The following is a 25,308-nucleotide window of genomic DNA, read 5'->3' on the forward strand; positions in this document are numbered from 1 at the left end:
TTCATAAGGATGCAGGTTGCGCGCGCGCGGCGGCGGGGGATCATTCAGTGTTCAGATCACGCGTTTCGGCCACGCTCGGCGTAGCCTTTCTCACGATGCTGTCGGCTTGCGACGGCGGCGGCGGCGCCAGCAGCGGCGGGTCCGCCGGTGGCGGCGTCGTCTCGGTCACGCCCGCGCCCACTCCCACGCCGAGCTTCACCGAAGCCGACGCCGCGCGCCTCGCCAGACAGGCGAGCTTCGGCCCGACGCCTGCTTTGGTCTCGCGGATCAAGGAGTTGGGCGTCAACGCGTGGCTGGACGAGCAGTTCGCCGCGACCGGCAGCACCTATACCGATCTCGCCGTCGAGGTCCGCCGCGACTTCTGCACCAGCGGCGACACCGTCTGCGCCCGCCAGCATTTCTCGCGCGTGCCCGCGGCGATGCGTTTCTATTCGGATGCCGTGATGGCGCCCGATCAGCTCCGCCAGCGCGTCGCCTTCGCGCTCGGCCAGATGATCGTCGCGTCCGAGGCCGAAGTGAATTCGGCCGCCGGCATCGCCGCGTTCAACCAGATCTTCCTCGACAGCGCCTTCGGCAATTTCCGCGACGTGCTCGCCCGGGCGACGATGCTCGGCTATATGGGCGACTATCTCGACATGGCCGACAGCAACAAGTCGGCGCCGTCGGAAAATTACGCCCGCGAATTCCTCCAGCTGTTCTCGATGGGCCCCGACCAGCTCAACATGGACGGCACGCCGAAACTGGACGCCACCGGCGCGCGCCAGCCCAATTACACCCCCGAAGACATTCGCGGCGTCGCCCGCGCGCTCACCGGCTGGACCTATGCCCGGGTCGGCGGCGCGGCGATCACCGACGGCAATGCCCGCGACTATTCGCAGCCTATGATCGCAGTGGCGGCGCGCTACGACAGCACCGCCAAGGCGTTCCTCGGCACTTCGGTCGGCGCGGGCGCCACGCAGGAGGCGAGCGTCGCCGCGGTGGTCGACGCCGCGTTCAACAACGCCTCGACTGCGCCCTTCGTCTCGAAGTTCCTGATCACCCATCTCGTCACGCCCAACCCGACGCCCGCTTATGTCGGCCGCGTCGCGGCGGTGTTCGCCAACAATGGCGGCGGCGTCCGCGGCGACCTCAAGGCCGTCGTCCGCACGATCCTGACCGATGCCGAGGCCCGCGCCGCGCCCGGCGCTGCTTCGGGCAAGGTCAAGGAGCCGGTGCTGCTGATGACCGGCCTCGCCCGCGTCATCGGCTTCACCACCGACGGCTATGTCTTCGTCAATCGCGACACCAGCATGGGCCAGCCGGTGATGCGCGCGCCCTCGGTATTCAATTTCTATCCCACCGATTATCCGCTGCCCGGCAGCACCACGCTCAAGAGCCCCGCGTCGAAGCTGCTCAACACCTCGAACGTGCTGCGCTGGCACAATTTCGTCTATGACTGGACGGTGGGCGGCGACGCCACGCGGGCGGAATTCACGCTCGCCTCGGGCATGCCCAATTCCTCGCTGAGCCAGCCGCTGTGGAGCGGATGGGAGGCGTTCGGCACCGATCTCGATGCGATGATCGCCCGCATCGATCTGCTGATGTTCGCCAACACGCTGAACCAGCCGCAGAAGGACGCGCTCAAGACCGCGGCGACGGCGATCACCAATGCCGATCCGCTGCTCCAGGCCCGCAAGCGCGCCCAGATGATGCTCTATGTCGCGGCCTCGAGCCCGCTCTTCCTCGTCGACCGGTAAGGAAACCAGATGACCTTGTCCCGCCGCGATTTCGTTCGCCTCGTCGCCGGCACCGGCGCGGTGGCTGCCATGGGCCAGCTCGGCCGCACCAGCGCAATGGCGGCGCCGAGCGGCAGCTACCGCGCGATGGTCGGCGTGTTCCTGTTCGGGGGCAATGACGGCTGGAACATGGTGATCCCCACCGATGCGCGTCACGCGACCTATCTCGCCTCGCGCGGCTCGGTCGGCATCAAGGCGCCGGCGCTGACCCCACTGACCAACGCCGCCTACGCGCTCCACCCGTCGATGGCCGCACTCCGCCCGCTCTGGGACGAAGGCAGCCTCGCGCTGGTGCTCAACGCCGGCACGCTGTTCGCGCCGCTGACCAAAGCGACCTATCAGTCGCGCCCTGATCTGCGCCCGACCAATCTGATGAGCCATTCGGACGAGCAGGCGCATTGGCAGGGTCTGCGCGCCCGCGACGTCAGCATCGACGGCTTCATGGGCCGGATGACCGATCGCATGGCCGCGTCTTCGACACCCTCGATGATCTCGCTGGCGGGATCGAACCTCGCGACGATCGGCCGGACCAGCTCGGCGCTGGTACTCCCTTCCACCGGCACGCTGGGCCGCAGTGGCTACAGCGCTGGCGGCAATGCCGCCAACCAGGCCAAGAATGCGGCGGTAGACGCCTTCGCCAACGGCACGACCTATGGCGCGATGACCGAGACCACCGCCCGCGACATCACCGGCGCCTACGGCCAGGCCGTCACTGCCAATACGATCATCGGCGCGACCAGCGCGCTCGACGGCTATTTCGTCAACCCGGTCACCGGCGCCGCGCTGACCAGCGACGTCGCCCGCCAGCTGATGCGCGTCGCCCGGATGATCGCCGCGCGCTCGACGCTCGGGCATGACCGCCAGACCTTCATGGTCAGCCAGGGCGGCTTCGACAATCATTCGGGCCAGGTGAATGGCGGCAACAACGACACCGGCACTCACGCCAATCTGCTCGCCGATCTCGCCATGGCGCTCGCGGCTTTCCACCGCGCGATGCAGTCGATCGGCATGGCCGAAAACGTCACCGCGTTCACGATGAGCGACTTCGGCCGCACCTTCAAAGGCAATGCCCAGAACGGCACCGATCACGCCTGGGGCAGCAACCACCTCGTCGTCGGCGGCAACGTCACCCCCGGCGGCATCTTCGGCGCCTATCCTGATCCGGTGATCGGCGGCGCGCACGACGTCAGCAACGAAGGCCGCTTCGTCCCCGCGATCGCGCAGGAGGAATATATCGGCGCGATCGCCCGCTGGCACGGCGTGAGCGATGCCGACATGCCCTATGTCTTCCCCAATTGGTCGACATGGAACACCGGCGGACGCGGCCCCTTAGGGTTGTTCCGCACTTAACGGCGTTCTTCCACATTCCTTCCATGTCGCGCAGCTATCGCGCGACAAGAGGGAGTATCGCATGGAACTTCACTACCGCGGCATATCAGCGTCGGATACGGTGGATGCGGGAGGAACCCCCGTGTCCAATTTCTATCGCATCACGCCCTTCATGCATGTGCCGGATATCGAAGCGGCGGTGCGCTTCTTCACCGAGATCCTGGGCTTCGAATGCCGCTTCCGCCAAGGCAGCTATGCCTATGTCCAGCGCGAGGCGGCGGCGTTCCGCCTCGTCGAGAATATCGGCGACGATGGCGCCCCACCGGGCAATCGCCGCTTTTGTTATTATGTCGACGTGCACGACGTCGACGCGATCGCCGCCGAGCTCGCGCCCAGGGCACCGCTGCTCAACGACGGCGACATCTATGGCCCGATCGACCAGATCTATGGCCAGCGCGAGCTGATGGTGGTGGCGCCCGACGGCAATCTGCTGGTGTTCGGACAGGATCTGACGCGGGCGCAGGGCTGAACCAGCCTCACGCGTCACCCGGGCCTTGTGCCGAGGTCCACCAGGCCGCCCGGGAAAAAGCGTGACGCGCAAAGGACATCGCCTGCCGCACCGTGGACCCCGGCCCAAGGCCGGGGTGACGGAAGTGGCTAAAGCACCACGCTCCCCTCGCCCTTGAACCGGGCGATCGTTTCGAAACTGCGGCCCTCCACCCGGATCTCGTTGAACGAAGGCGGCTGGCTCCGCACGCGTTCGGACAGGGTGCCCGCCCCGATCAGCCGCACGGTCCGGCCCTCGATCTCATGCGCGACGTCGAACGGATCATGGACATGGCCGGTCAGCACCGCATGCACCCCGGCCGTCGCCAGCGCATCGAGCGCCGCCCTCCCCCGGCGCGTCTGCGAAGTCGCCATCGTCCCCGCCTCGATCAGCGGATGGTGCGCGGCGACGAAGATCAGATCGTCGCCGGGCACCGCCTCGACCAATGCGAGCGACTCCTGCAACGATCGCGTGCTGACATAGCCCTTCGACCAGTTGGTGCGGAACTGAAAGCGCGCGGTGGTCTTGAGCGGCACCACGCTCACGCCCTTCACGTCGAGCGGCTTCTCGATCATCCGTTCGATCGCCTTATAGCGTTTGTACGGCGTCACGAACCGCGCCCACAGATTGAAATAGGGCAGATCGTGGTTGCCGACCTCGACCGTCACCGGCCGGCCGAGGCTCTCCAGCCACTTACCCGCCGCCGCGAACTCGCTCGCCCGCGCGCGCATCGTCAGATCGCCGGTCATGATCACTGCATCGGGCTGTTCTTCCAGAACCTTGCGGCCGAACCAGTCGATCGCCTCGCGATCCTCGCGGCCGAAATGGACGTCGCTGACGTGAAACAGGCGAGTCATGACGCCGGTACCTCCTCGTCGGTGCGCGTGGCGATGAACGTCTCGAGGCTCTTGCCCGCGCGGATCTTCTCATGCGGCTGGAGCGTGACCGGTTCGCCGTCGAACAATGCGAGCGCCGGGCGATGGCCCCGCACGCGCAGTTCCTGAGTTGAGGCCTCGCTGACGGCATGCGCGGTTACCCAGTCGCCGGTCAGCCAGTCCCAGCCGAGCTGGACGATCGCGCCCCAGTCGCGGGCATCGACCGCGGCGACTTCGAGGCCCTTGAGATCGGGGGTGACGAACACCGCCTGGTAGGAATCGCCGAGCCCCGATGCCCCCGCAACGCGAATGCCGCGCTCGCCGAAGGTCTTGCGCCACGCCCCGCGAACGGCAGCACGCAGCCGCCCCAGCCTCCCTTTGCGGACCGCCTCCCGCGCGCGGAACCACGAAGCGGCCGGCCCGAGGATCAGCCCGACAAAGGCGCGATGCTCGCCGGCGATCACATAAGGCAAGGCCACCCGCCGATCGCTAATGTGCGCGGCGCGCAGGATCTTTTGCGGGTCGGTCTCGCTGTGCAGGCCCTTGGCGAGCAGGTTCATCGTGCCCCCCGGCAGGATCAGGAATGCGCCCTGCCACTTCTCGAGCGCAGAGAGCGCCGCGTTGATCGTCCCGTCCCCGGCGAACAGCACCACCGTGTCGACCTTGGCGCCATCGAGATCCTCGGGCGTCGGTAATTTCTCTTCGGGAAAGTCGGTGCGGCCCGCGAGCGCGAGCCCGCTCTCCTCGAACACCGCTTCCAGCGCCTCGCATTTGGCGCGGTTGGTGGTGCCGGAATCGGGATTGGTGATGAACCAGAGTTTTTCCATGCCGCCCGCAACGCGCGAACCCGCTTTTGGTCGCTTCTCAGCCGTAACGATATAGCCGCACGCGCTGGACGCCCTGCGCGTCCGGCGGCAGCCGCACGTGCCGGCCCTGATGCGTCTGGTCGCCGTTGAGCAGGCGGCCAGGCACCCAGCGTCCGTCGATGAAGGCGCCCTCCTCGACCCGGTCGAGCCCGGCCCGGCCTTTGCCATCGACAGGCTCCATCGTCACGGTGATCCCGCTCCCCGCGATCAGATAATCCTCTCCGCCCAGCCACAGGATCATGCCGCCATGCTCGGCGGGCACCTGCTTGTCCTTCGCCGTCCACGGATCGACGAAGCTGACGGTGAAGCGGTAGCCACCCAAAGTCTGCACCTGCGGCTTCTCATCCACCGCGCCCTCGAACGTCACCGGCGGCGAGAAGCCGAGGATGCGCCCGCTCGCCTGCGCCCGCAGGATCTCCGGCGCCATGCTGTCGAGCAATCCGTACAATGCGCCGAGCTTCGCCGCACCGGGGCCGTCGATCCCTTCGATCGAAAAGGGGCTGAACCCGATCCCGCGGTGCCGGGCGATCACCCCGAAGGCATTCGCCGCCGCGCGCGGATCGCCGGCATTGTTGGCCTCGGGCACGAACAGTGGATTGCCCGGCCGCGCATAGCCCGCGAGGATCCCGGCGAAGTTCGGGAAATAGATGTCCGGCGCGAGGAAATCGATCGACGGCGCGCCCTTGCGCCACACTTCGATCAGATGCGCCAGCGGCCCGCCGCTCGGATATTCGCCCGGCAGCTTGCCCGGCCGCCCCTGCGCGCCGTTGACGTACATCGGCAGCGGATATTCGCGCTTGCCAGCGCGCGTCACGGCCTCGGTGAAGCGCGCATAGGCATCCGCGGTGAACGCCTCTTGCGATCCCTTGAACCTGGCGAACGCGGCATCAGCTACCGGCCCGTGCTCGCGTGCGGTCGGCAGGAAGCCGATCTCGTTCTCGACCTGGATCATGATCACGGTGTGGCGATCACCGTCGACCTGCTTGAGGTGCCGCATCAGCGCCGCGAAGGCCCTGGCGTCGGCATCGCGCGTCGCCGTGCCGAACGCGGACAATATCTCCTGCGCCTTGCCGTCCGCGCCGATCGTCCGCGGGAAGCGGCGCTCGTCGCGTTTCACCCAGGCGGGGACATAGGTCGACATCGAGTTCTTCCAGCTGCCGAACCACAACAGCACCAGCCGCAAATCGTGCGCGCGGGCATCCTCGATCAGCCAGTCGACCGTCGTGAAGTCGAGCGTGCCTTCCTGCGGCTCGATCAGCTCCCAGCTCACCGGGGCGAGCACGGTGTTGAGATGCATCGCCTTGAGCCGCGGCCAATGCGGCTTGAGCCATGCGCGATCCGACGCGCTCGAATTACCCAGTTCGCCGCCCAGCACGAGGAACGGCTTGCCATCGACGATCAGCTGATCGTTTTTCAGATGCGGCATCTGCGCGGCGGCGGGGGCTGCGGCGAATAACAACAGGAGCGAGGCGAGCAAACGAAACATATGCCTGTCATCCCCCGCAGGCAGGGAACCCGTCAAGCACCGCCGGGCACTCGGCAGCGGCGTTAGACTAAACCAGGTTAGCGCGCGAAACGATTTCACTTTTCCCGGGTTGTCGGCGCCATGGCAGATATCGACACCCTCCCCGTACGCCCGGCAAAGGCCGGCAAGCTCCCCGGGGTCAGCCCCAATGTCCTGCTTCTCCGCGACGAACTTCGCTCGGACGCGATGGAACAGGTGGCGACGCTGGCGCTCGGGGATCTCGACATCGAGATCAGCGCCGGGCGCGATTCGCTCTGGGCGATCGTCCGCCGCAAGGGCCGGGGCGGGCTGGCGCTGCGCGCGGCGCATGCGCCCGGCGGCTGCGGGAAGGTCCGCACCCGCAAGCCGGAAGAAGGCGAAGCGCTGCGGCTGGAATTCGACTGCGCGATCGGCCGCCAGAGCGTGGCGTTCCGCCTGCACGAAGACGAAGTCCCGATCCTGCGCGTCACCACCCGCTTGACCCCCGCGGTCCCTTTGCTCGTCCCTTTCCTGCCGCGCGACCTCTATCCGCTCGACGTGCACGACGATCCCACGCGCGCAGTCGGCCAGGTCGAGGCGGCGCAGCGTGGATTGAACGCCGGCTACAGTTATTTCCGGCTGACCGAGCCCGGCTTCGGCAGCACGCTCTATTTCCAGAACTTCACGACGCTGAACCCCTATTTCGAAGCGACCCGCACCACGCCCGACGGCGCGGTGGGCGGCGAATGGCCCGAGATCGGCTATCTGCCGCCGACCGCGCCGCAAAAGGGCAAGCCGCCGCTCGACCCGCTTCCCGAGGGGCAGGAAACGGCGATCTCGGATACCTATCTGGCGTTCCACGCGGATCCGCGCGGCGACGAGACCGCGATGGCGCGGCGTTTTCTCAGCTTGCTGGGTGCGGTGTATCGCCGGCTCGAGCATCCCGAGACCGATTATCACGATTGGATCGACCGCGCCGAACGCGCGCTCAAGGATCTCGACCAGGCGCCCGCAGCGACGATCCGCCACTACGGCTTCCGCTACGTCCACCCCTACACCGCCGCCGAATATCCCGACTCGATGGTCCAGCTCTCGGTGCTCGCCTCGATCCGCGACTATGAGGCGTGGAAGAAGGAAGAGATTCCGCTCTTCGCCGAATTCGCGGCGGGACTGCGCAAATTCTACGATCCCCGGCTCAAGACGATGCGGCGCTATCTGCCTAATGTCGGCGCAGACAAGGACAAGGACGCCGTCGACAGCTGGTATCTCTACCACCCGATGCTCAACCTCGGCCGCCTCGCGCTCGACGGCAACAAGAAGGCGAAGCGGCTGTTCCTCCAGTCGATCGACTATGGCATCGAGTCCGCGCACCATTTCGATTATAAATGGCCGATCCAGTACAATGTCACCGATCGCTCGGTGATCACTGCCGCGCGCGACGACGAAGGCCTCGGCCAGACCGATGTCGGCGGCATCTATGCCTATGTCATGCTCCAGGCTTTCGAGCTGACAGACGACAAGCGCTTCCTCGACGAAGCGCGGGCGAGCATCGACGCCACCCGCGGCATGCGCTTCGAGCTCAACTATCAGGCCAATCTCACTGCCTGGGGCGCCGCGGCGTGCCTGCGGCTGTGGCGGATCACCAACGAAAAGGCCTATCTCGATCAGGCCTATGTTTTCCTCGCCAGCTTCTTCCACAACAATGCGATGTGGGAGTCCGAGATCGGCTATGCCAAATATTACAGGAACTTCCTCGGCGTCACGGCGCTGCACGACGCGCCGTACATGGCGATGTACGAGTGCTTCGACAGCTTCGCGGCGTTCGAGCGCTTCCTCAAGGACAGCGGCCCCGACGTCGATCCCGCGGTGCGGTTGCTGCTCAGCGAATATTGCCGCTACGCGCTCGATCGCGCCTGGTATTATTACCCCGATGCGTTGCCCGAGGACGCGATCGAGACCGACAATGTCCGCAACTCCTATGTCGACCGCGCCCTCTCCTTCCCGGTCGAGGACCTCTATGTCGACGGGCAGAAGGCGGGACAGGTCGGGCAGGAAATCTACGGGGCGGGTGCGGCGTTCGTCTTCGCCAGCCGCGCTTTCCACAGCGTCAGCGACGCACCCTTCCGCCTCTTCTGCGACCATTTCCTGCTGGCGAGCGACCGCCCCGGCGAGAAGTCGCTGAGCTTCCAGCTCGGCGGCGCCGAAGGCTGCGAGGCGCGACTGTGCCTGCTGCGCAGCGGTCGCGCCACGCTCCCCGCCTTCACCGTCACGACGATGGCGGGGGATCGCGTGCGTGGCCACGAGGTCGAGGACCGCATCGAATTCCGCGTTCCGGCGGACGGTCGCATCACGGTGGCGTGGTGAGAGGAACCTAACCGCCGCCCGATCCTTGTCCGCCCCGAAGCTGCACAACGGAGCCCAGCCATGTCCCAACTTGCCGAACCGCCCGTCCGCGACGAAACCGACGCGCATACCGGGCAGCCTGGCCTCGCCGGCCGCAAGGCGATCGTTACCGGCGGCACCACCGGCATCGGCCGTGCGATCGCGATCCTGCTCGCGGCGGAGGGCGCCAAGGTGTTCGTCTGCGGCCGCACGCCCACGCATCTCGACGACGCCCTCGCCCGCATCCGCGAAGTCGGCGACGGCGACGGACTCAGCCTCGATCTCACCGACCCTGCCGAAGTGAAGCGCTTCGTCGCCGAGGGGGCCCGCTATCTTGGCGGAATCGACATCGCCGTGCTCAACGCCGCGATCCCCGCCGATTCGCTCTCCGACACGCAAGCGGACGACATCCCTTATATCGTCGACACCAACCTCACTGCCTACATGACCGCCGCCAAGGCCGCGCTGGAGCATCTCGGCCCAGGCAGCGACGTGGTGATCATCGGCTCGATGTCGGCCCAGTCGCGCGGCGGCGAATCGACGGTCTATGCCGCAACCAAGACCGGCGTGCAGGCATTCGCCGAAGCGCTCCGCAAGGAGCTCGCCGAGAAGGACATCAAGGTCGGCAATATCGAGCCCGGGCTCACCGGATCGGACATGCAGCTGCCCGACATCCCACCCGAGAAGCAGCGCGAGATGATCCACAAGGGCGACATGCTCCGTGCCGAGGACATCGCCGCGGCGACGCACTTCATGCTGACCCAGCCGCGCCGCACGGCGGTCTCGCTGATGCGTGTCGAGCCGCGCCTCCAGACTCGATGAGCTTCGCGACCGACCGGCTGATCTTCGGCCCCGACGATATCGACCTTTCGCGCTCGCCGCTTGCCGGGCATCTCGATGCCGAGACCTATGTGCTCGGCGCGTTCAACCCCGCGCTGACCCGGCTCCCCAACGGCAACCTCGCGATCTTCGTGCGGGTGGCCGAAGCGCTGCGCACGCCGATCTTCGACGGGCATGTCCATGCGATCCGTTGGCACGAAGGCAAATACGTGCTCGACGCCTGGCCGCTCGATCAGGTCGACACCGCCGACCCGCGCAAGTTCCTGATCCGCGGCGGGCGGTGGAAAGTGATGGCGCTGACTTCGCTGTCGTGGATCCTGCCGGTCGAACTATCGCCCGACGGGCTCGAAATAGTCACGGTCCACTACGACAAGCCGATCGCCCCGCACGCCAGCTTCCAATGCTACGGCGTCGAGGACGCGCGCGTCTCGAAGGTGGGGAATCGCTGGCTGATGACGACTTGCTCGGTCAGCCCCGAACGGCATTGCACCACGCTCTACACCTCCACCAACGGGCTCGACTGGGTCTTCGAGGACATCGTCCTCGATCACCAGAACAAGGATATGCTGATCTTCGAGGGGCTGATCGACGGCCGGTATTGGGCGCAGACCCGCCCCTTGGGCGATCTCTATTTCACCTATCCACCGGGCAGCGAATGGCGCGGTGGCCCCTCGATCAACCTCGCCACCTCGCCCGACGCGCTCCACTGGAAGCCGCACCGCGATCCCGGCCTGCGCCCCCACGCCGTGACCTTGCACACCGCCCGAATGGGCGGCGGCACCCCGCCGATCCTCACCGACAAGGGGTGGCTGGCGCTGTGGCACGGCGTCGAGCCCAAGGAGATCGTCGGCATCTACCGCACTTATTGGTCGCTCCTCGACAAGGACGATCCCTCGAAGGTGATCCGCACCGAGCACGTCCCCCTGCTGGAGCCCGATGCCGAGCTCACTCGTCCGCTCGAAGACAAGATGTACCTCCGCGACGTGGTGTTCACCACCGGCATCGCCGACGCCGGCGATCATTATGTCGTCGCCTCGGGCGAAGCCGACCTCGCTTGCCGGATCACGCATATCCCCAAGGCGACCTTTGCCTGATCCCATGCCTCAGTCGCGGTGATCATGCGTTGCGATCTGGCGATAGATCCGCAGCTTGCCATCGGACCCGCGCTTCCACAGCCGCAGCCCTCCCCCGCTTGTCTGATAATGCTGCGCGCCCTGGTGCGAAGCCACGTAGAATTTGCCGTATTCGATCACATGGTCGCCGAGATCCTCATGGCCGACATTCCACACGCGCACCTCGTCGAACACGACTCCCCGGCCCCCTTCGACATAGGGCATCAGATGCGCCCGGATGGCGGCGATGCCGCGCTTCGGCGTGTCGGCGAAGGGCATGAATATTGCGTCCGGGGCATATTGGGCGATCCTCGCCTCCGCGTCATAGGTCCGCACCGCCTCGGCACTGGCGCGGGCGAGGGCTGCCAGCTCGCGCGCGAGCGGTGTATCGGCCGGCGCCGGTGCGGGTCTGTCAGGCAAGGCGACGTGGAAGCTGGCGGCATCGTCGAGCCGGCGATGGAAACCACGGACATCAGCCTTCAGCAGCAGCCCGCCCGGGCCGCGCACCCATAGATTGGCGAACTTGCCGGTCTCGCTGCGTTCCTCGCCACCCGCCGCCCGCCAGCGCAGCGTGAACGAGCCCGTCTCCAGGATCTTGCCCCCAAGATCGATCACTTCCTCGGTAACCGGGGCATATTCGGTGAGCCGCAGCCGTGGCGCGATTGCCAGCCAATAAGCGAGCACGCTCGCCCGGCCGGGCAGCGCAGGCTGATATTCGGGCATGCTGATCGCGTCGTCGGCGTAGCGTGACGCGAGCGCGACGGGGTCGCCGCCCAGCAGCGCCGCGCGCAACGCCTGGTGCGCAGCCGCAACCTTATGATGGGCGTCCAGCAGAGCCGTAGGTGCTCTCGCGGCACTCGGAGGCGACGAAGCCATGGCAAGCAAAAGGCCCAGGACGGCATACCGGTACATGACAGGTCTCCCCGTATAGCCGGCACCACTATCCATGAGGCGACCCCATTCGGCAAGCGGCGGCGCATCCTGCGGCGTCAGCGACGCCTTGCTCCGCAGATGTCGGTCGCGTCAGCATTCCGACGAGTGCGGCGTCGGAATGTCCGCTTGACACAAGCTGCAAAAGCTCGGATTTCCGCCGCTCGGGCGGGTGTAGCTCAATGGCAGAGCAGAAGCTTCCCAAGCTTACGACGAGGGTTCGATTCCCTTCACCCGCTCCAATCCCTTCTGAACTGGAGCCCGCCGCATGCGCCACCTCGCGATCCTTCTCGCCGGGGCGCTCGCCGCCATCCCCGCGCAGGCGCAGACCAGCTCGTCCGCCGAGGCGCAGGCGCTCGAGTTGCTAAAGCGTGGAATCGCCTTCCGCACCGTCGCGGGGCCGGGCAACCAGACCTTCGATTATGCCAACTATCTTAAGGCGCAGCTCGTCGCCGGCGGGTTCGCCGATAGTGATGTTCGCGTCGAGAAGCTCGGCGACACGGCGTATCTGGTCGCGCGCTATCGCGGCACCGGCAAGGCGAAAAACGGCGCGAAGCCGATCCTGATCTCGGGGCATATGGACGTGGTCGAGGCGAAGCCCGCCGATTGGGAGCGCGACCCGTTCACGCCGGTGGTCGAGAACGGCTATCTGTTCGGCCGCGGCGCCAGCGACAACAAGTTCGACGTCTCGACCTTCGTCGCCTCGATGATCCAGCTCAAGCGCGAGGGCTTCAAGCCCGGCCGCGATGTGGTCCTGCTCTTCTCGGGCGACGAGGAGACGGGGATGAAGACCACCGCCGCACTCTCCGAGCAGTTCCACGACGCCGAATTGCTGCTCAACATCGACGGCGGCGGCGGCGACATGGACGAGGCCGGCAAGCCGGTGATGTTCGGGGTGCAGGGCGCCGAGAAGAGCTATGCCGATTTCGAGCTGAGCGTGACCAATCCCGGCGGCCATTCGAGCGCGCCGCGCAAGCCCAATGCGATCTATCAGCTCGCCGCCGCATTGCAGAAGATCGAGGCGTATGAATTCCCCGGTCAGGTCAACGAGATCACCAAAGCCAGCTGGCTGGCGACCGCGGCCCGCACCCCCGACGCGAAGCTCGCCGACGCGATGCGCCGCTTCGCCGCCAATCCGGAGGATGCCGAGGCGCGCGGCTTGCTGCGCGGCGATCCGGGCTATGTCGGCCAGACCGGGACGACCTGCGTCGCGACCATGGCCAATGCCGGGCACGCAACCAACGCGCTGCCCCAGCGCGCGACTGCCAACGTCAATTGCCGGATCTTCCCCGGCACGCCGATCCCCGAAGTGCAGGCGAAGCTAGCCGCGCTGATCGCCGATCCCGCGGTCATGGTGACCAAGGTCGAAAGCGGCTCGGTGCCCAGCGACGCCTCGCCGCTCCGCCCCGAATTGATGAAGGTGATCGCCAAAGCGGTGCATGCGCGCTTCCCCGATGTGCCGGTGGTGCCGGTGATGTCGGCGGGCGCGACCGACAGCATGTGGTTTCGCGGCAAGGGCGTAGCGAGCTATGGCGTCAGCCCGCTGTTCATGAAGTCGAGCGACAGCTTCGCGCATGGGCTCAACGAGCGCATCCCGGTCGGCGAGATCGCGCCGGCGGTGACTTTCTACAAGCGCGTGATCACCGAGCTGGCCAAATAGGGCCGTCGCACTTGCGACGTTCTGTCACGCCGGGAGTGTGGCAGGACTGTCCTGTAACCTGGACACTCTAGATTCCCCCGTCGACCGGCTCTCTGCCCGCCGCGCGCAGACCTTCGATCAGCGCGTCGATCGTCGTGTCCACCAGCGTCTGCTCCGTCGCCCGCACGACGAAGTTCGCGCCCACCCGCCCCTCGCGGAAGAACGGATAGCTGCCAATCGCGACGCCCGGATGCGCGTGCTCGGTTTCACGCAGCAGATCCGCGATCTCGCTCTCGGCGACCCACGCCCCCACCGTACGCGACAGCACCGGCAGCCCGCCTTCGAGCGTGCCGGTAAGCGCGTCGAGCATCCCCGCGGTGATGTGCGGCACGCCGGCGAGGATGAAGACATTGCCCCAGCGGATCCCCGGCGCGCCCGACATGCGGTTGGGGATGAGGTCGGCGCCCTCGGGCACTCGCGCCATTCGCAGCCGCGCGTCGGTCAGCCCGCCGCGCGTCTCGTAATAGGCTGCCAGCACCGCCCGCGCCTCCGGATGCACCACCGCCGGTACGCCCAAAGCGGCGGCGATCGCATCGACGGTGATGTCGTCATGCGTCGGGCCGATCCCGCCGGTGGTGAACAGATAGTCGGTGCGCGCCCTGAGCGCATTGACCGCCTCGACGATCGCGGCTTCGACATCGGGCACGATCCGCACTTCGCGTAGCCGGATGCCCTGGACGTTGAGCCAGCTGGCGAGCTGCGCGACATTCTTGTCCTGGGTGCGGCCCGACAGGATCTCGTCGCCGATCACCACACACGCCGCGGTCCAGATGCGCTCGCTCATTTGCCCGGCCTAGAGCCTCGCAAACGTCCACGCAAACGCCTATATCGCCCGCCATGACCGAATATGTCACTGTCACTGAAGACATGCCGCAGGCGCGCGACGGCGCGATCAAGCTCCACGGACCCGCGGGCTTCGAAGGCATGCGCAAGGCCGGCCGCCTCGCCGCCGAGATCCTCGACGCGCTGGTGCCGCATGTCGTCCCCGGCGTGCGCACCGACGAGCTCGACGACATCGTCCGCAACATGACGACCGCCGGCGGCGGCGTCCCCGCGACGCTCGGCTATCGCGGCTACACGCACAGCTGCTGCATCTCGATCAACCATGTCGTCTGCCACGGCATTCCGTCCGATCGCACGCTCCGGGACGGCGACATCGTCAATATCGACGTCACGCCGATGCTCGGCGGCTGGCACGGCGACACCAGCCGGATGTATCTGGTCGGCGACGTCCCGATCAAGGCGCGCCGGCTGGTCGATGTGACCTATGAATGCCTGATGCTCGGACTCGAACAGGCGAAGCCGGGCAACCATCTCGGCGACATCAGCCATGCCATCCAGCAGCATGCCGAGAAGCATCGCTACGGCGTGGTTCGCGATTTCTGCGGCCACGGTCTCGGCCAGATCTTCCACGATGCGCCCGAGGTGGTCCATGTCGGCCGCCCCGGCACCGGTCCCGAGCTGCGCCCGGGGATGTTCTTCACGGTCGAGCCGATGATCAACATCGGCCGTCCCGACGTGAAACTGCTCGACGATGGCTGGACGGCGGTGACGCGCGACCGCTCGCTCTCGGCGCAGTTCGAACATTCGATCGGCATCACCGAAACCGGCTGCGAGATCTTCACGACCAGCCCCACGGGCCTGCACAACCCGCCTTATTGAGGCGGGCCGGGGGCCTTGCCCTCGAATAAGGCAGCCGGGCCGCCGCTGCCCGTTTGACAGGCACTTGTTAAGCCTTGCGCGGCGTGCGACCCGAGGGGCATCCCCGACTCCGCCTCTGGCACGGTTGTTGCCAGACGCGCGCTAGGGGAACTGCCTCACTCCTTTGGGGGAACACGTGAAAAAGATCGAAGCGATCATCAAGCCGTTCAAGCTCGATGAAGTGAAGGAGGCGCTGCACGAAGTCGGCGTCAGCGGGATCACCGTCACCGAAGCCAAGGGCTTCGGCCGCCAGAAGGGCCATACCGAGCTCTATCGCGGCGCCGAATATGTGGTGGATTTCCTCCCCAAGGTGAAGCTCGAGGTAGTGGTCGACGACAGTCTCGCCGAGCGCGTCGTCGAGGCGATCGCCGCCGCGGCGCAGACGGGCCGGATCGGCGACGGCAAGATCTTCGTGATTCCCGTGGAGACCGCGCTGCGCATCCGCACCGGCGAGCGCAACGAGAACGCGATTTGACGCAGCGCAGCACTGTTATATTGCGACGCGCGCACAAGTAATTTTATTGCCCGATTCGGCGGGCAGACGAAAGAGAGCGAAAGGGCTTTTACGATGGCGAATTCGGCCAATGACATCCTGAAGATGGTGAAGGAGCACGAGATCGAGTGGATCGACCTCCGCTTCACCGATCCCAAGGGCAAGTGGCAGCACCTGACCATGGTCGCCAAGATCCTCGGCGAGGACGAGCTGACCGACGGCCTGATGTTCGACGGCTCCTCGATCGAGGGCTGGAAGGCGATCAACGAATCGGACATGATCCTCAAGCCCGATCTCGACGCGGTGTGGGTCGATCCGTTCTCGGCGACGCCGATGCTGATCCTCGTCTGCGACGTGGTCGAGCCCTCGACCGGCGAGCTCTATTCGCGCGATCCGCGCTCGACCGCCAAGCGCTCGGAGGCCTATCTCAAGACGCTCGGCATCGGCGACACCGTCTATGTCGGCCCCGAGGCCGAGTTCTTCATGTTCGACGACGTCCGCTTCGAAAACAGCTATTCGACCTCGTATTACGCGATCGACGACATCGAACTGCCGGGCAATTCGGGCAAGGAATATGAAGGCGGCAATCTCGGCCACCGTCCGCGCGCCAAGGGCGGCTATTTCCCCGTCGCGCCGGTCGACAGCGCGGTCGACATCCGCGGCGAGATGGTCGCAACGATGCTCGAAATGGGCCTGCCCTGCGACAAGCATCACCACGAAGTCGCCGCCGCGCAGCACGAGCTCGGCCTGACCTACGGCACGCTCGTCGAAACCGCCGACCGCATGCAGATCTACAAGTACGTCGTGCATCAGGTCGCGCATGCCTATGGCAAGACCGCGACCTTCATGCCCAAGCCGATCAAGGAAGATAACGGCTCGGGGATGCACACCCATATTTCGATCTGGGACAAGGGCAACCCGCTGTTCGCCGGCAACGGCTATGCGGGCCTCAGCGACATGTGCCTGTATTTCATCGGCGGCGTGATCAAGCATGCCAAGTCGCTCAACGCCTTCACCAATCCGTCGACCAACAGCTACAAGCGGCTGGTCCCGGGCTATGAGGCGCCGGTGCTGCTCGCGTATTCGAGCCGCAACCGCTCGGCTTCGTGCCGCATCCCTTATGGTGCGGGCAGCAAGGCCAAGCGCGTCGAGTTCCGCTTCCCAGATGCGCTCGCCAACCCATATCTCGCTTATGCGGCGCTGCTGATGGCCGGCCTCGACGGCATCCAGAACAAGATCCACCCGGGCGATCCGATGGACAAGAACCTGTACGATCTGCCGCCGGCGGAACTCGAGCAGGTCCCGACCGTGTGCGGCAGCTTGCGCGAAGCGCTCGACAGCCTCGAGGCCGACCAGGACTATCTGCTCAAGGGCGACGTGTTCACCCGCGATCAGATCGCCGCCTATGTCGAGATCAAGCGCGGCGAAGTCGCCCGCTGGGAAATGACGCCGAGCCCGGTCGAATACGACATGTACTACAGCTCGTAATCTTCGAGCCTTAGACGAACGAAGCGCCCGGGCCGCAAGGTCCGGGCGTTTGCGTTGTCCGGGTTGCAGCTTGCAACCGTCCTCGCCGGCCGCCATCTAGTCGCCATACCGGAAGTTCGAATCGGGAGAGGCGGGATGCGCAGCAGTCTGAAGCACTATATCGACGGCGCTTGGGTCGAGAGCGATGGCGGCACCCGGCACGAAGTGATCAACCCGGCCACCGAGGCCGCCGTCAGCGAAATCACGCTCGGCTCCGCCGCCGATGTGGATAAGGCCGTCGCCGCAGCCAAGCGCGCGTTCGAAAGCTTCTCGCGCACCAGCGTCGACGAGCGCATCGCGCTGATCGAGCACGTCCTCGAAGCCTATAAGGCGCGCGCGGCCGACATGGCCGAAGCGATCAGCCTCGAAATGGGCGCGCCGCTCAGCCTCGCCAAAACCGCGCAGGTAGGCTCGGGCATCGGCCATCTGCTGTCCGCCGCGCGCGCGCTCAAGGAATTCCGGTTCGAGGAGCAGATCGGCAACAGCCTCGTAGTCCACGAAGCGATCGGCGTGGTGGCGCTGATCACCCCGTGGAACTGGCCGCTCAACCAGATCGTCTCCAAGGTCGCGCCCGCGCTCGCCGCGGGCTGCACGATGGTGCTCAAGCCCTCGGAGGAAGCGCCCGGCTGCGCCGCGATCTTCGCCGAAGTGATGGATGCCGCCGGCGTCCCCGCGGGCGTGTTCAACCTCGTCAACGGCGACGGCCCCGGCGTCGGCACTGCGCTGTCGCAGCACCGCGACGTCGACATGGTGAGCTTCACCGGCTCGACCCGCGCCGGCATACTCGTCGCGAAGAACGCCGCCGACACGGTCAAGCGCGTCCATCAGGAGCTCGGCGGCAAATCGCCTTCGCTGGTGCTCGAAAGCGCCGACCTGGCCAAGGCTGTGCCCGTGACTCTGTTCAGCGTGCTGATGAATTCGGGCCAGAGCTGCATCGCCCCTGCCCGCCTGCTGGTCCCGCGCCACTTGCAGGAGCAGGTCGCGGCAGCGGCTGCCGAGGTGATGAAGGCCACGCAATGCGGAGATCCTTCGGAAGAGGGCCGCCATATCGGCCCCGTCGTCAACAAGACCCAATGGGACAAGATCCAGGGGCTGATCGCCAAGGGGCTCGAGGAAGGCGCGAAGCTCGAAGCCGGGGGTCCCGGCCGGCCCGACGGCGTGGAAACCGGCTATTTCGTCAAGCCGACGCTCTTCTCCAATGTCCGCAACGACATGACGATCGCGCGTGAGGAGATCTTCGGGCCGGTGGTCACGATCATCCCGTACGAGGATGAGGAAGATGCGATCCGCATCGCCAACGACACCGATTACGGCCTGTCGGCAGTGGTGTTCGGCGACGCGGAGAGCGTCAGGCGGGTCGCCCCGCGGCTGCGCGCGGGCATGGTCTATGTCAATGGCGGCCAGCCCGATCCGAACCTGCCCTTCGGCGGCTACAAGCAATCGGGCAATGGCCGCGAGCATGGCAAGTTCGGGCTCGCCGAATTCCTCGAGGTCAAGTCGGTGGTCGGGGTCCTCGCCTAGATCGCAAAGCCCTGACGTGAACGGCTGATAACGCCCCAGTAGCGGACATTGAAGCTCAGATGGCACGCCCCTCTTCACAGGCGGCCAGAGCATCGCGGGCGAGTTGATCGATGTGATCCTCTCCATCCGTGAAGTCGCGCAAGCTGTCGATTAAAGAAGGGTGTGCAACGACGGCAGCCGCTTCAAAGATCTGAAGGCAGACCGTCTCCTCTTGAAGTGCCGTAAGGATGAGCGGCAGGGCCAGCGAAGGCTCCCGCTCGGCTATGCCTAAAATGGCCTCTCCGCGAACGTACGCGTCCTCATCGGCGGCGGCAGCGAACAAAGCCTGTCTGACCTCCTCCGTGTCCCGCTCTAGCTGCGCCAAGAGCAAGGTTGCCCAATCGCGGTTCGCTCGATCCGGGTCTCGGGTCATCTGGATGAGCCTCGCGACATTCGCATCCCCGAGGCTCCCGATGAACGGCACCTCATCCCGCATAATCGCCTTCAGGAAATCCGATGGTGGTTCGTAACCTTCGCCCATAGCATCAGCCTGGCACACGAAGTGCGTCGGGCGCAAACGCTCGCCGACTTAGTCCCGTATCGGCTTTCCACCCAGTCTATGCCATGGCAGCTTCCGCCCCACTTGCTGCCATTCGCGTCGAAGGCCCTGATCACTTATGGATTGGATGAAGCGACACATTCCGAAATCGATGGAAGATCACCGGGAGGTGCTTCGTCGTGTGGCTCGTGGCTGGATCATAGTTGGTTCGCTCATGGTTTTGTTTATCGGCGCAATCAGCATCGCCCATTTTTTCTACGGTGTGCCCATCCACAATCGGAATACCGGGCAACCTTCGACGCCGGAGGAAACCCGCGCCGTTCTGCTTTTCATCAGCTCGGGCGGAGCCATTTTTGCTGCCATGGGTGCGGTTCTCTATTGGTGTATTGCGGAGGCGAAGATCTCACGGTTTTGGGTCAGAGCGACAATCGCAGTGATCGTGGGATACATCGGCATTATCGCCCTACATGGGCTTTCGCCGTCGTAACTCTCCATTTGGGCAGAACGGCAGCTTCCCACCAGAAGAAGACCTTGCTGCTCCGACGTGGCGGATCCCGGCCCCAAGGTAATCGCACATCAGTCGATCGCGTCGGAAGTCTTGTCGTCAGCGGAGGCGACGAGCGCGCTCCGCTTTAGTGGCGACAATAGGTGAAGGGTGATCAGGGTCACCAGCGCAAGCATCACCGCGACGTCTATGCTGCCAAGGCCCACCGCGGTCCCGATTGCTCCGGTTATCCAAAGGCTCGCCGCAGTCGCGGTTCCCTTGACCGAATCCTTCAGACGCAGGATCGCCCCGCCGCCGATAAACCCCATGCCGGTAATCAGCCCTTCGACGATCCGGGCCATCGCCTCAGGGCTCTGCGCGGTCACCGATTCCGCCGCCTGAATGAACCCGCAGGTGGCAACGGCGACCAGAGGAAAGGTCCTCAGCCCGGCGCTGCGTTCCTCTCGCTCCCGATTCCAGCCGATTGGAAACGCGAGAACATAGGCGATGCCCATCGCGATGAAATGAGGAACAGGGTTGAAAGAGCCACTGGCAAAGATTTGCGCAAACATCGCCGCACCATATCCATAGCTTGCGGATTTGCCACATTCGCGGCTGTCGCGGTCCGCCAGTCCATGTCGCGGGTCCGACGGCCGGATCGAGTATCCCCCGGAGGGTGCGGGAAGCGCCGGGCCATGCTTGCAATGTAGGATTTCGTCTGCTTGCCCAGGGCGGTCGGCGTCGCCGGCCTGCTCTTTGACATCGTCGGACCGAACGCATTACGCGATCCCGCAACGCGCGTGGCGCAGGCTGCCTTGGCGCGCTTGACTAGCGGTGCGCGTGACCTTCGCATCGCGTCGCCTCACGGACGCGGACGATATCGAGTCAACTTCGTCTTGATTTTTATTGTTATAAATCAGTATCTTAATAGAAGTTGACTCCTCGGAAAATCAGCCAGCGAGTCAAGCAGGGAGTCAACTTTCGGCCTAAAAGCTCCCCGAGACCGGCCCGTCAACCACCCGGTCCTTCAGCCACCGGTTTCCCGTGCTGCGGAAGCCGACGACCTTTTCCAGCGAGAAAGCCGGCCCCTTGGGCACCCGCACGCCGGTAAAGTCGGCGTCCTCGACATCCTCGAGCCGGAACGCCGGGCGCGGATCCGGCGCCACCACTGCGACCTCGACGTCGCGCATCTCGATGCGGCGCGCGTGGCGGATGAAGAAGCCGGTCGCGGGCAGATCGCCGAACATCGTCGCTTCGGGATAGCCGAGTTCCGCCTCGGGCGGCGTCAACCCAGCCATCGCAGCGGGCGCGCCGCCGACATGCTGCAGATAGATGTTGGACAGCCGGACATCCTCGATCGGATGATCGGCCAGCCCCGCGATCACCGAGGGCAACAGGTTCGCGCCCGAGCTGACGACATTCTGGATCAATATCCGCTTCATCGTCCCGATCGGCCGCCCCGCCGGCCCGCGCATCCTTTTGCCCAGCCGCAGGAAGAACGGTGCGTTGACGATCCCGCGCATCGTCAGGTTCGAGACGGTGACGTCCTCGACCATGCCGCCGTCCACTGTCTGGAACGCCAGCCCGCGGCTGTCCTCGAAGATGCAATTGGTGATCGTGATGTTGCGGAAGCCGCCATTGGTCTCGGTGCCGAACTTGATCCGGCCGTGAATGTCCTTGGCGAATTCGGCCGGCATCTTCTTCCAGCTCCCGTCGAGCACCGAGCCGACCTGGTAATTGCCGGTCACGAGGCAGTTCGAGATGGTGACGTTCTCGGTCACTCGGGGATAGCCGAGCGCATAGCTGCTCTTGGGGCAGATCGCGTCGTCCCACGGCGAATTGACCGTGCAGTTCGAGACACGGACATTCTTGCAGCAGTCGATGTCGAAACCGTCGCGATTGGTGTCGACGAGGACGTTGTCGATCGTCAGATTGTCGACGCCGGTGGCGAGCAAGGCGAACCAGCCGCCTTCGAGGATCTTGAAGTCGCTGAGCGTCACGTTGCGGCAATTCTTGAGCGCGATCGCCTTGTTGCCGGTGCCGGGGCCGTTGGGATCCTTGAGCCACGCGTCCTTGCCGTCGCCGCGGCCGAGCCCCTTGCCCCAGATCAGCCCCTGCCCGGTGACCGCCACATCGTGGAGCCCCTCGCCCCAGATCAGGCTGTTGCGCCAATGGCTGTGCCCGAAATCCTGAAAGGTCGAGATCGCCGGGTCGATCGGCTCGGCGAGGTCATAGCCGCCGCGGCCGTCCTGCGGCGCCGGCGCGGCGAGGATCGTCGCGCCATTGTCGAGATGCAGCGTGACCTTGCTCTTCAGCCGGATGGTGTAGCTGGCCCAGATGCCCGCGGGAAACCACACCGTCCCGCCGCCGCGTGCCGCCGCATGGTCGATCGCCTTGTTGATCGCAGGGGTGTCGATCGCGACGCCGTCGCCCTTCGCCCCGAAATCGCGCACGTCGATCCAGCCGCGGGCGCGCTCGGCCTCGCTCAACGCGGCCCGCGCCGATCGTCCGACGAAAAACGCCGCCGCACCGATCGTGCCACCGAGAAGCAATCTACGCCGATCGAGGGTCATCCGATGCTCCCGTGCGGGGCCGGCGCCATGAAGCGCCGGCCCGCCCCTTTTAGAACTTGAACGTGGCGCCGAGGAAGAACTCGCTGCCGAGCACGTCATAGGTCGCCGACCAGGTATTGGCGTTCGGCCCCTGCGTGGTGACCGGCGGCATGTTGCCGGTGACGTTGTTGACTCCGCCGAACACCTCGACCTTGTCGTTCACGTCGAGATCGAACGAGACGTCGAAATAATTCTGCGCGGCAAGCGTCGGATAGGCGATGCTCGACAGCGCCGGCGCCGAGGCCGAACCCTGCCGGGTCGGCACGATGTAGCGATCGGTGGTCACCTTGCCGATATAGCGATGGCGCAGGCTGAGGCTGAGATCGTTCATGTTCCACGTCACGCGGCTGATCCCGCGCCAGTTCGGCAGCGGCTGGCCGCAGGTCGGGCCGAACGATCCCGCGCAGTAATTCTTGATGTTCGGGAAGGCCTCGACCGGAGTTGAGGTGAAGTCATGCAGATACGTGACGTTGGTGCTCATATCGAACGAGCTGGTGCCGCCGAACGGATTGAATCCTACATCGAAATGATAGCGCGCGGCGAAGTCGATGCCCGAGGTACGCAGCGCTCCGGTATTCGCGTTGCGGATCTGCGCGACATAGGGGTCGTTGATCTCGCCGGTCGTCGGGCTGCGGTTGATCGCCTGGCAGAACTCGCTGCCCGCATCCTGAAGGACGTTGTAGCAGAGGTTGAGCGTGTTCTGGAGGCCGCCGCCCAGCGCCGCGATCGCGCCCTTGAGCGTGATGTTGAAATAGTCGACGCTGATGCTGAGCCGCGGCGCGAACCGCGGGGTGAACACTACGCCCACCGTGTAGGTGTCGGACTTCTCGGCGCCGAGATTGGCGTTTCCGCCGAAATCGGCCGGGAAGATCGTGTTGGGCTGCACACCGGCGCCGAACACCTGCACCGCCGGCACGCCAGTAGCGATGCACACTGCCCGGACGGCTGCGGTCTGCTGCGCGGCGGGCGCACGGCTCGAGCATGGGTCGGTCGCGACGCTCACCACCCGCGTCGTCCCGCCGAACAATTCGCCGACATTCGGCGCGCGGATCGCCCGCTGATATTGGCCGCGGAACGCGATGTCGGGGCTCACCTTCCAGTCGACCCCGCCCAGATAGGTCCACACGCCGCCGATCCCGTCGAGATTATAGTCGGAGTAACGGAAGGCGCCGTTGGCGACGAGGCTGTCGATCAGCGGTGTATCGTGGATCAGCGGCACGCGGACTTCGCCGAACACTTCCTTGACCGTGACGCTGCCCTTGGTCGAGAGTCCGGGATTGAAGCCGGCGACGTCGCCCGACGACAGATAGGCGTCGGGCGAGAAGGTCGCGCTGGTCTTGCGCCATTCGCCGCCGACCGAGAAGCCGAGCGGTCCGGCGGGCAGCGCGATCAGGTCGCCGGTCAGGCTCCCCTGCGCGACTTGCTGAGTGGCGACGGTGCGGTTGGTCGCGCCGATCGCGATCGCGCTGATGCAGGCTTGCGAGATGTTCTGCCCGAAGATGTTGCACACCGGTGCGGCGCCGCCGGCCGAGAGCAACGACGCCTGCAGCCGGCTGCGCGACAGCGCGTTCTGGAGCTGCAGCGTGTTCTCGCTGCGCGAGTGGGTGTAATAGAGGTCGAATTTCAGGTTGCTCAGCATGCTGTCCGACACGCTGCCGATATCCCCGCGGATGCCCCAGGCACCGCGATAGACGTTGCGGGTCTCGGTCGCCTTGCGCGGGCCCACCTCGACATAGCGCCGCCCTGCGGTGACCAGTGCGAGTCCGTCGCCCGCCACCGTGGTGCGCGTCGCCGTGCCGCTGGTCACCGTGATCGTGCCGGTCTCGGCAAGGTCGAGCTGGCGGAATACCTCGCGCAGCTGGGGCGTGAGATAGGGGTTGTTGACGTTGAACAAGGTCGGCGAGCCGACATTGGTCGGCGCCAGCCGCGCGGCGACCTTATTGCGCGAGTAATGCAGCTCCATATAGGCAGTGATGTTGTCGCTCAGGTCGTAATGGCCGAAGCTGTTGACCATCCAGCGCTCCTGCGGCTGGATCAGGTAATTGTCGGGGCCGAGGTTGAAATCGTCCTGCGGGGTGATCGCGGGACGCGCCGCGCTACCGAGGTTGTTGAAGGTGAAACCGCGCGAGCCGAGCCCGCTCAGTCCGGCAGCCGCATAAGCCGCGTTGAGCGCGGCGTTGGCTCCGCCCGCAGCCGGGATACCCGAGAAGCGGCCATTGGGGATATCGCCCGACCCGCCGGCGAGGAAGCCGAGCTCGCCGCCGGCACTGGTGCAGGTCTGCCCACCGGGCACCGCGAAGGGCGCGCCTGACGTGTCGCGCCCGCCCGAGCCGGGAACCGTGCAGCCGTCCGACAGCGATTCATACGCGAAGTCGCCACGCTCACCGCGAGTGATGCTGTTGCGCATCAGATAATTGCCTGAGACGACGATATTGCCGCGGCCATCGGCGAAGTTGGTGCCCGCAGTCAGGTCGACATTGTAGACCGGCGTTCCGGTCGGATAGTCGACATTGAGCTGCATACGCGTCTCGACGCCCTGGAAGTCGTCGCGGGTGATGAAGTTGACCACGCCGGTGATCGCGTCCGACCCGTAG

21 protein-coding genes and 1 tRNA gene are annotated in these 25,308 nt (G+C 65.7%); 13 read left to right on the forward strand and 9 right to left on the reverse strand.

All coding sequences use genetic code 11. The features are described 5' to 3' along the window. The first annotated feature begins 47 nt into the window (after positions 1-47). From CVN68_RS10045 to CVN68_RS10055, 3 genes are all read left to right on the forward strand, one after another. Complete coding sequence (locus CVN68_RS10045) at positions 48-1,736, forward strand: DUF1800 family protein (RefSeq protein WP_158298821.1); 1,689 nt, start codon at positions 48-50, stop codon at positions 1,734-1,736. A 9-nt stretch (positions 1,737-1,745) separates the two neighbouring features. Continuing rightward, positions 1,746-3,125, forward strand: a complete 1,380-nt coding sequence (locus tag CVN68_RS10050) for a DUF1501 domain-containing protein (RefSeq protein WP_100282085.1) — start codon at positions 1,746-1,748, stop codon at positions 3,123-3,125. A 61-nt stretch (positions 3,126-3,186) separates the two neighbouring features. Further along, positions 3,187-3,633 (forward strand): bleomycin resistance protein, encoded by a 447-nt coding sequence (locus CVN68_RS10055; protein WP_199560256.1) that lies wholly within the window; start codon positions 3,187-3,189, stop codon positions 3,631-3,633. A 128-nt stretch (positions 3,634-3,761) separates the two neighbouring features. On the opposite strand, the gene CVN68_RS10060 is transcribed toward CVN68_RS10055, so the two are convergent. The 3 genes from CVN68_RS10060 to CVN68_RS10070 are packed head-to-tail and all read right to left on the reverse strand — an operon-like array spanning position 3,762 to position 6,878. Then, positions 3,762-4,508 (reverse strand): metallophosphoesterase family protein, encoded by a 747-nt coding sequence (locus tag CVN68_RS10060; protein WP_100282086.1) that lies wholly within the window; start codon positions 4,506-4,508, stop codon positions 3,762-3,764. Then, positions 4,505-5,353 carry a diacylglycerol/lipid kinase family protein gene (locus tag CVN68_RS10065; protein ID WP_100282087.1) on the reverse strand — a complete coding sequence of 283 codons (849 nt, stop codon included), beginning with the start codon at positions 5,351-5,353 and terminating at the stop codon, positions 4,505-4,507. The genes CVN68_RS10060 and CVN68_RS10065 overlap by 4 nt, the downstream gene beginning before the upstream one ends. A 37-nt stretch (positions 5,354-5,390) precedes the next feature. After that, on the reverse strand, positions 5,391-6,878 hold the full coding sequence (locus CVN68_RS10070; protein WP_100282088.1) for a DUF5597 domain-containing protein: 1,488 nt from the start codon (positions 6,876-6,878) through the stop codon (positions 5,391-5,393). 120 nt (positions 6,879-6,998) lie between these two features. Here CVN68_RS10070 and CVN68_RS10075 point away from each other — a divergent pair, with 120 nt between their 5' ends. Genes CVN68_RS10075 through CVN68_RS10085 form a run of 3 tightly spaced genes read left to right on the forward strand, consistent with a single transcriptional unit; the run spans position 6,999 to position 11,191 of the window. Continuing rightward, a complete protein-coding gene (locus CVN68_RS10075; protein WP_100282089.1) occupies positions 6,999-9,239 on the forward strand; it encodes a hypothetical protein in 2,241 nt (746 codons plus the stop codon). 60 nt (positions 9,240-9,299) lie between these two features. Continuing rightward, the gene (locus CVN68_RS10080) at positions 9,300-10,079 is read left to right on the forward strand and encodes an SDR family oxidoreductase (RefSeq protein WP_100282090.1); all 780 of its coding nucleotides are present in this window, start codon (positions 9,300-9,302) and stop codon (positions 10,077-10,079) included. Continuing rightward, complete coding sequence (locus CVN68_RS10085; protein ID WP_100282091.1) at positions 10,076-11,191, forward strand: glycoside hydrolase family 130 protein; 1,116 nt, start codon at positions 10,076-10,078, stop codon at positions 11,189-11,191. Before CVN68_RS10080 ends, CVN68_RS10085 begins: the two co-directional genes overlap by 4 nt. A gap of 9 nt (positions 11,192-11,200) precedes the next feature. Here CVN68_RS10085 and CVN68_RS10090 read toward each other — a convergent pair whose 3' ends face one another. After that, a complete protein-coding gene (locus CVN68_RS10090; RefSeq protein WP_233503669.1) occupies positions 11,201-12,001 on the reverse strand; it encodes a DUF4440 domain-containing protein in 801 nt (266 codons plus the stop codon). A 306-nt stretch (positions 12,002-12,307) separates the two neighbouring features. Here CVN68_RS10090 and CVN68_RS10095 point away from each other — a divergent pair. Together CVN68_RS10095 and CVN68_RS10100 are read left to right on the forward strand one after the other, a co-directional pair. Further along, positions 12,308-12,381 (forward strand) — tRNA-Gly (locus CVN68_RS10095). Positions 12,382-12,407: 26 nt separating this feature from the next. Further along, positions 12,408-13,799 (forward strand): M20/M25/M40 family metallo-hydrolase, encoded by a 1,392-nt coding sequence (locus tag CVN68_RS10100; RefSeq protein ID WP_100282093.1) that lies wholly within the window; start codon positions 12,408-12,410, stop codon positions 13,797-13,799. A 67-nt stretch (positions 13,800-13,866) separates the two neighbouring features. On the opposite strand, the gene CVN68_RS10105 is transcribed toward CVN68_RS10100, so the two are convergent. After that, complete coding sequence (locus CVN68_RS10105; RefSeq protein WP_100282094.1) at positions 13,867-14,622, reverse strand: competence/damage-inducible protein A; 756 nt, start codon at positions 14,620-14,622, stop codon at positions 13,867-13,869. A gap of 53 nt (positions 14,623-14,675) precedes the next feature. On the opposite strand from CVN68_RS10105, the gene map reads away from it, so the two are divergent. The 4 genes from map to CVN68_RS10125 all read left to right on the forward strand — a co-directional run bounded on the left by map (position 14,676) and on the right by CVN68_RS10125 (position 19,080). Next, the gene (gene map / locus CVN68_RS10110) at positions 14,676-15,500 is read left to right on the forward strand and encodes a type I methionyl aminopeptidase (protein WP_100282095.1); all 825 of its coding nucleotides are present in this window, start codon (positions 14,676-14,678) and stop codon (positions 15,498-15,500) included. A 175-nt stretch (positions 15,501-15,675) separates the two neighbouring features. Further along, complete coding sequence (locus CVN68_RS10115; RefSeq protein ID WP_100282096.1) at positions 15,676-16,014, forward strand: P-II family nitrogen regulator; 339 nt, start codon at positions 15,676-15,678, stop codon at positions 16,012-16,014. A gap of 93 nt (positions 16,015-16,107) precedes the next feature. Next, on the forward strand, positions 16,108-17,520 hold the full coding sequence (gene glnA, locus CVN68_RS10120) for a type I glutamate--ammonia ligase (protein WP_100282097.1): 1,413 nt from the start codon (positions 16,108-16,110) through the stop codon (positions 17,518-17,520). 135 nt (positions 17,521-17,655) lie between these two features. After that, the gene (locus CVN68_RS10125) at positions 17,656-19,080 is read left to right on the forward strand and encodes an aldehyde dehydrogenase family protein (RefSeq protein ID WP_100282098.1); all 1,425 of its coding nucleotides are present in this window, start codon (positions 17,656-17,658) and stop codon (positions 19,078-19,080) included. A 55-nt stretch (positions 19,081-19,135) separates the two neighbouring features. On the opposite strand, the gene CVN68_RS10130 is transcribed toward CVN68_RS10125, so the two are convergent. Then, a complete protein-coding gene (locus CVN68_RS10130; RefSeq protein WP_100282099.1) occupies positions 19,136-19,600 on the reverse strand; it encodes a HEAT repeat domain-containing protein in 465 nt (154 codons plus the stop codon). A 136-nt stretch (positions 19,601-19,736) separates the two neighbouring features. On the opposite strand from CVN68_RS10130, the gene CVN68_RS10135 reads away from it, so the two are divergent. Then, a complete protein-coding gene (locus CVN68_RS10135) occupies positions 19,737-20,105 on the forward strand; it encodes a hypothetical protein (protein ID WP_100282100.1) in 369 nt (122 codons plus the stop codon). An 89-nt stretch (positions 20,106-20,194) separates the two neighbouring features. On the opposite strand, the gene CVN68_RS10140 is transcribed toward CVN68_RS10135, so the two are convergent. The 3 genes from CVN68_RS10140 to CVN68_RS10150 form a co-directional block, all read right to left on the reverse strand. Beyond that, the gene (locus CVN68_RS10140; protein ID WP_100282101.1) at positions 20,195-20,674 is read right to left on the reverse strand and encodes an MgtC/SapB family protein; all 480 of its coding nucleotides are present in this window, start codon (positions 20,672-20,674) and stop codon (positions 20,195-20,197) included. Between the two features lie 414 nt (positions 20,675-21,088). Next, complete coding sequence (locus tag CVN68_RS10145) at positions 21,089-22,675, reverse strand: rhamnogalacturonidase (protein ID WP_100282102.1); 1,587 nt, start codon at positions 22,673-22,675, stop codon at positions 21,089-21,091. A 49-nt stretch (positions 22,676-22,724) separates the two neighbouring features. Further along, the gene (locus CVN68_RS10150) at positions 22,725-25,283 is read right to left on the reverse strand and encodes a TonB-dependent receptor domain-containing protein (protein WP_233503670.1); all 2,559 of its coding nucleotides are present in this window, start codon (positions 25,281-25,283) and stop codon (positions 22,725-22,727) included. Positions 25,284-25,308 lie beyond the last annotated feature (25 nt).

It is taken from the genome of Sphingomonas psychrotolerans (assembly GCF_002796605.1).
In the GTDB taxonomy this organism is placed as follows: domain Bacteria; phylum Pseudomonadota; class Alphaproteobacteria; order Sphingomonadales; family Sphingomonadaceae; genus Sphingomonas; species Sphingomonas psychrotolerans.

Coding starts and splice junctions, on each gene's coding strand:
- CVN68_RS10050 (WP_100282085.1), top strand. CDS start 1,746: ATGACCTTGTCCCGCCGCGATTTCGTTCGCCTCGTCGCCGGCACCGGC.
- CVN68_RS10135 (WP_100282100.1), top strand. CDS start 19,737: ATGGATTGGATGAAGCGACACATTCCGAAATCGATGGAAGATCACCGG.
- CVN68_RS10070 (WP_100282088.1), bottom strand. CDS start 6,878: ATGTTTCGTTTGCTCGCCTCGCTCCTGTTGTTATTCGCCGCAGCCCCC.
- CVN68_RS10100 (WP_100282093.1), top strand. CDS start 12,408: ATGCGCCACCTCGCGATCCTTCTCGCCGGGGCGCTCGCCGCCATCCCC.
- CVN68_RS10055 (WP_199560256.1), top strand. CDS start 3,187: ATGGAACTTCACTACCGCGGCATATCAGCGTCGGATACGGTGGATGCG.
- CVN68_RS10080 (WP_100282090.1), top strand. CDS start 9,300: ATGTCCCAACTTGCCGAACCGCCCGTCCGCGACGAAACCGACGCGCAT.
- CVN68_RS10130 (WP_100282099.1), bottom strand. CDS start 19,600: ATGGGCGAAGGTTACGAACCACCATCGGATTTCCTGAAGGCGATTATG.
- CVN68_RS10060 (WP_100282086.1), bottom strand. CDS start 4,508: ATGACTCGCCTGTTTCACGTCAGCGACGTCCATTTCGGCCGCGAGGAT.
- CVN68_RS10065 (WP_100282087.1), bottom strand. CDS start 5,353: ATGGAAAAACTCTGGTTCATCACCAATCCCGATTCCGGCACCACCAAC.
- CVN68_RS10075 (WP_100282089.1), top strand. CDS start 6,999: ATGGCAGATATCGACACCCTCCCCGTACGCCCGGCAAAGGCCGGCAAG.
- map (WP_100282095.1), top strand. CDS start 14,676: ATGACCGAATATGTCACTGTCACTGAAGACATGCCGCAGGCGCGCGAC.
- CVN68_RS10125 (WP_100282098.1), top strand. CDS start 17,656: ATGCGCAGCAGTCTGAAGCACTATATCGACGGCGCTTGGGTCGAGAGC.
- CVN68_RS10140 (WP_100282101.1), bottom strand. CDS start 20,674: ATGTTTGCGCAAATCTTTGCCAGTGGCTCTTTCAACCCTGTTCCTCAT.
- glnA (WP_100282097.1), top strand. CDS start 16,108: ATGGCGAATTCGGCCAATGACATCCTGAAGATGGTGAAGGAGCACGAG.
- CVN68_RS10145 (WP_100282102.1), bottom strand. CDS start 22,675: ATGACCCTCGATCGGCGTAGATTGCTTCTCGGTGGCACGATCGGTGCG.
- CVN68_RS10085 (WP_100282091.1), top strand. CDS start 10,076: ATGAGCTTCGCGACCGACCGGCTGATCTTCGGCCCCGACGATATCGAC.
- CVN68_RS10105 (WP_100282094.1), bottom strand. CDS start 14,622: ATGAGCGAGCGCATCTGGACCGCGGCGTGTGTGGTGATCGGCGACGAG.